2 protein-coding genes are annotated in these 4539 nt (G+C 63.6%); one reads left to right on the top strand and one right to left on the bottom strand.

Annotated features, from left to right (window positions below; translation table 11 throughout):
• On the bottom strand, positions 1 to 3564 hold a 3564-nt coding region (locus PLJ71_20930; protein ID HQM51159.1), incomplete at its 3' end, for a DUF4091 domain-containing protein.
• 172 nt (positions 3565 to 3736) lie between these two features.
• Here PLJ71_20930 and zupT point away from each other — a divergent pair.
• Positions 3737 to 4539: zinc transporter ZupT (gene zupT, locus PLJ71_20925; protein HQM51158.1), on the top strand; the 803-nt coding region annotated here is incomplete at its 3' end.

Genomic DNA, 4539 nt, shown 5'->3' with positions numbered 1-4539 from the left:
CGTTTCCCCCGCCTGGATACTGGCCGCCTGGATTTCGTCCGGGTCGGGCATGAGGAGAGTCGAATACCGTCCATTCGGCTTGGTCATGGCCACGGCAGCCAGTACGCGCTCCAGCGCGGCCTTGGCTTCGGCATTGCCCGCATCAGCATGCTTCCGAAGAGCGGTAAACAGCTCGTAGTCGTCGACCCCCTCGCGCGCTGCCACCAGGCGTATTGTAGGCAACGGCGTTCCCGCGTGGTCTTCGCCCTGCGGATACGCCAGAAACCCGTCGCCGTTGGGGTACCGCACCCAATAGAACTCATGGCCCTCGTTGCTCTGGCGAATGTACTTGTGCCAGCCGCACGCGTGGGGGTCGTAGGTCCACCACGACACGCCCCAGAACTCATAGCCCTGGACGCCGTACTTGAGGCACAGCCATGGCAAGAGCCGTTCCACGCCGAGAAACGGCGTGTCCGTGCACATATGGCCGTCCGTGGTGAACCAGAACCGGTCGCCCGCAGCCTGCCGTTCGCGCATTTTCTCAAGCGGAAAACTTTCGTGAAGCCCCACGCCCCAGAGCGTCAAGTGTCCCTCCAGGCCTTTGATGTAGTGCCACGTGCTCGAGTAGACCGGCACGTCCGGCGCGACCGACCGCGCCATATCCGCTATCCGCGCCAGCCCGGTGATCGTCTTCTCACTGCTTTCGAACGGTTCATCGGACAGGTAATGCACGAACTTGCCGCGCCAGCCCTTCCCGGTGATGTGCTCGATGAACATGCGGTAGGCATCCGTCCAAGCCTGCACATATTCGGGCGTGAACGCCTTGAAACCCAGAAAGTCACGCGGTTCATACGCCCACCCGCACGCGTAAAAATCATGAGGAGTATACAAAGCGTTCACCTTCAGTTCGTCGAGGACATACGACGCGTACGCATCGAACGCCGCGGTCTCCATAGTCACTTTGCCGTTTTCCAGCCCGAATGCCGGCGAGTCGACGGTCAATGCCGGCGACACGTTGTACCGCGCCAGAAAATCGCACCAACGCCGCATGCCCTCTTCGCGGTTGCCGCCGGCGATGTTCCAGCCCGGCCCGTTCCGCAGGTCGTACAGCGCAGGCAATTGCTTGGCCGCGGGTACCGTAAAATTCCACACGGTCACCGTGACAGGCGCCGCGATCTCCTTCTCGCGTCCGCGAAAAACCACCCTGCCGGCATACGTGCCGGGCGTCGCGTCCGCAGGCACGTCCAAGTCAAACCAGAAAGTCTTTGTCTCACCGCCTGCCAGGGGTACCGGGCCCTCCAACGGGATCAGGGCGTCGGGCCACAGTCCCGCCCACCCGTCGTTGCCCCGGCCCTCGGGCAGAAGCCGGCAATACTCGGGCGCGGTCGTGCTGTGGTACCCGATAGGGAAATCGATGGGCACGTACTCGGCCAGCCACGCCGCGGGCGCAGCAAGAGCGGCGCCACCCGGACCTGTCAGACCCGATACGTCAACGGTAACGGCATCGTCCCGGGGCGAGCGCACCGCGAGCTGAAACGATTTGCGCGTATTGCGCGCCGCGTAGACGGCTGCGTTGCCGCTTGCGCCCTGCGGCATCAAATCGTGCGGAAAGGTCTTGACCAGCGGATTGACCGCCCACGCATGCAGCTCCAACGGTTCCGCGAGATTCGACTCGATATGCCCCACGACCCCAGTACCCGATTCCATAAGCGTCAGCGCGTCGTGCCAGAGTGTACCGTGACAGTTCATCGTGAGATGAACAACAATGTACGCGCAGTCGGACGGCGTGGTGAACACCTGCCTGGTCTGCGTCCAATCCCCGGACCCGCTGATCGCCGGACCCGTCGACAGAAACGGGCTCTCGGTCAGCGAACCGTCCGCGCGATGTTTGTGCACGTGGATACTGGCGCTCCCATCAAGGGCTTCCCCTTTGATAAAGCCGGACAACAAGTATTGGGTATTTGGCTTCACATTCACCCGTTGCCGCCACCCGAACCAGTCGGGATTTCCGGTCGTTTCCGGTACCCGCAGTTCCAGGCGCCATTGGCCGTCCACGCCCCCCGGAACGCGCCGCATGCGGAATCGTCCTCCATCTTTGAGGCCTTCTTCGCTGAATTCCCATGCCTCGGGAATCTCGCCCTCGCCGCGTTCCATGCCGCCGTTCGCGACAAGATTCAATCCGCTCGCCGAGAGCGAAGAAGACGCCTCGACACCTTGCGATTGCCCGGCAAAACGGGCCTCTTTCTCCGACACCTTCCGCGTATACAGCCACACGCGCTTCTCGGTTCGGGGCGGCACGCCGGCCGCCACAAGCAAATCCTCTCGAAAGCTTCCCTGCACCGCTACGGGGTTGCCGCCGCCGTCGACGGCCTCAATCCGGGCGTTCCACGCGTTGCCGGCAAACTTGAACTGCTGGTTGGCCATCTGCCGGGTGTCCACGCCGAACAGACGTTCGGCCGGCTCGTCCGTAAAGTTCCGCAACACGATGGGGGCGCGCAATTCCCATTCCTGGCCGAGCCACGCGGGGGATGCATCATCCGAGTCCAGCTCCATGCGTTCGGCAGGCCCGATCTTCACCGTGATGCCGCTTTGTTCAGACAGCCGCTCGAACCTTGCGTCGTCGTACCACGCCGTGCCCGTGCCGTACAGGACCGTCCCGCAACTGAACGTCTGGCCGCCCTCGGGTACGTCGAACTCCAACACCACCTCGCGCCAGTCAAAGGTTCCGTCCCATCCCGCGGCCTGGTTTACCATCTGCGGCCGTACGCCGTTCACATGGACAAACCATCCCGCCTTCCCGGCGACGTTCTCGGCTCTCACCCATGCCGTGAACCGGTAACGCTGACCCTGGGCAACCGGGATCCCGTCCTGGGCGTACTTCACCCACTCCGAAGCCGCGCCGGGATCGACCTCGCACCGTGCGCATTGCGCGCCCCCGTGCGCCCCGCCTTCCTGGAACGCCATGCGGTGCGACGCATCGATGGAAGCGGCAGCCCACCCCGCCACGCCCTCGAAACCCGGGTTATCGAGCCCGGCGTTCAGCCAGTCCACCGGTGACCACGCTTCTGGATTGCCCGCATACAGAAAGAGCGAGGCCCTCGCTCCGGCAGCCGCTTCGACCGGCATTGTGACCACGTCGCCCGGCGCAAGCGTTCCCGCGCGCTTCATCACGCCAGCAGGCTCGCGCACGTCGAACAGATACTCCTGCCCCGCCGCCGTCAACACCCGCAAGCTCGCGGCCGGTTCCCCGATCAGACCGGCCGTGCCGTCGCCCTCCTGGACCGTGAGGCTTACCGGCATGCCGGCCAGCGGCTGGCCGCTCGTGTTCTCAACCTCGACCGGCACACGAACCGTCCAGTACCCGCCGCCCGGATAACTCAAATAGGGATGCCAAGGCGCCGTCTGCCCGAATGCGCCAGCGCCAGCCAGAAGTGCCCCAACAAACGCGCCTGATACTCGCCACACCATCATCCGTTCCCCCATACATCCAACGTAGACACGGAAATCCGTATCGCCGCACCTTCTCGACAACAACACCCATGCCGCCACGCCTGCGGCTTCCGCGGAAAACACCCACGGCGTCATTCCCGCCCCGCATCGCCGCGACGTGAAGCATACCACCACATTGGCCCGCGCAAAAGCCGCCGCCCGGCCCCCGTGGTACGCTCGAGCGTGACCGGCCCGCGAAACCTTCTTTCGCTCACAACCTTGCGTTGCCGTAATGGTGTATGCTTGATCGCGTGGAGAGGAGGAACCCATGTCACAAGTCTGGATGGCCCTCGGGTTAACCCTGTTTGCGGGCATGGCCACGGGCATCGGCAGCGTGATCGCGTTCACTGCCAGCCGCACCAACTACCGGTTTCTGTCGGTGGCCACAGGCTTCTCGGCGGGGGTCATGCTGTACGTATCCTTCGTTGAGATTTTCTACAAAGGCACCTATGCCCTCGTGGCAACCTACGGAGATTACTGGGGACACTGGGTCAACGCCGCCTCGTTCTTCGGCGGTATCGTCGTGATCGGCGTCGTCGACAACCTCATTCCCGCCGCGGAGAACCCGCACGAGGTCCGGTCCGAAAAGAAGACCGCCGCCTTGCACAATCCACACGCTACGGCGCCCGGCTCTGGTCAGGAATCGCAGGCACAGGCGCCAACCGCGCCCATAGACCAGCTCGGCGCCAATGCCCACGACACAAAACTGCTGCGCATGGGACTGTTCACCGCGCTGGCAATCGGCATTCACAATTTCCCCGAGGGGTTGGCCACGTTCCTTGCGGCCTTGCAGGATCCGACCCTCGGCGTGGCCATCGCCGTTGCCGTCGCCCTCCATAACATTCCCGAAGGCATCAGCGTATCCGTGCCCATCTTCTATGCCACGGGCGACCGGAAAAAAGCTTTCCTTTACTCGCTATTGAGCGGATTGGCCGAGCCCATCGGGGCCCTCGTGGCATACGCCGCCCTGCGGTTTCTGATCGGCGCCCAGGCCGGCGTTTTCCCGCCTCAAATCATGGGCATTCTTTTCGGCGGCGTCGCGGGCATCATGGTCTACATCAGTCTTGACGA

Source organism: Candidatus Hydrogenedentota bacterium (assembly GCA_035416745.1).
Lineage (GTDB): Bacteria > Hydrogenedentota > Hydrogenedentia > Hydrogenedentales > SLHB01 > UBA2224.
Note: the sequence above shows the minus strand (reverse complement) of the source record. Positions and strands in the feature narration are given on the sequence as shown.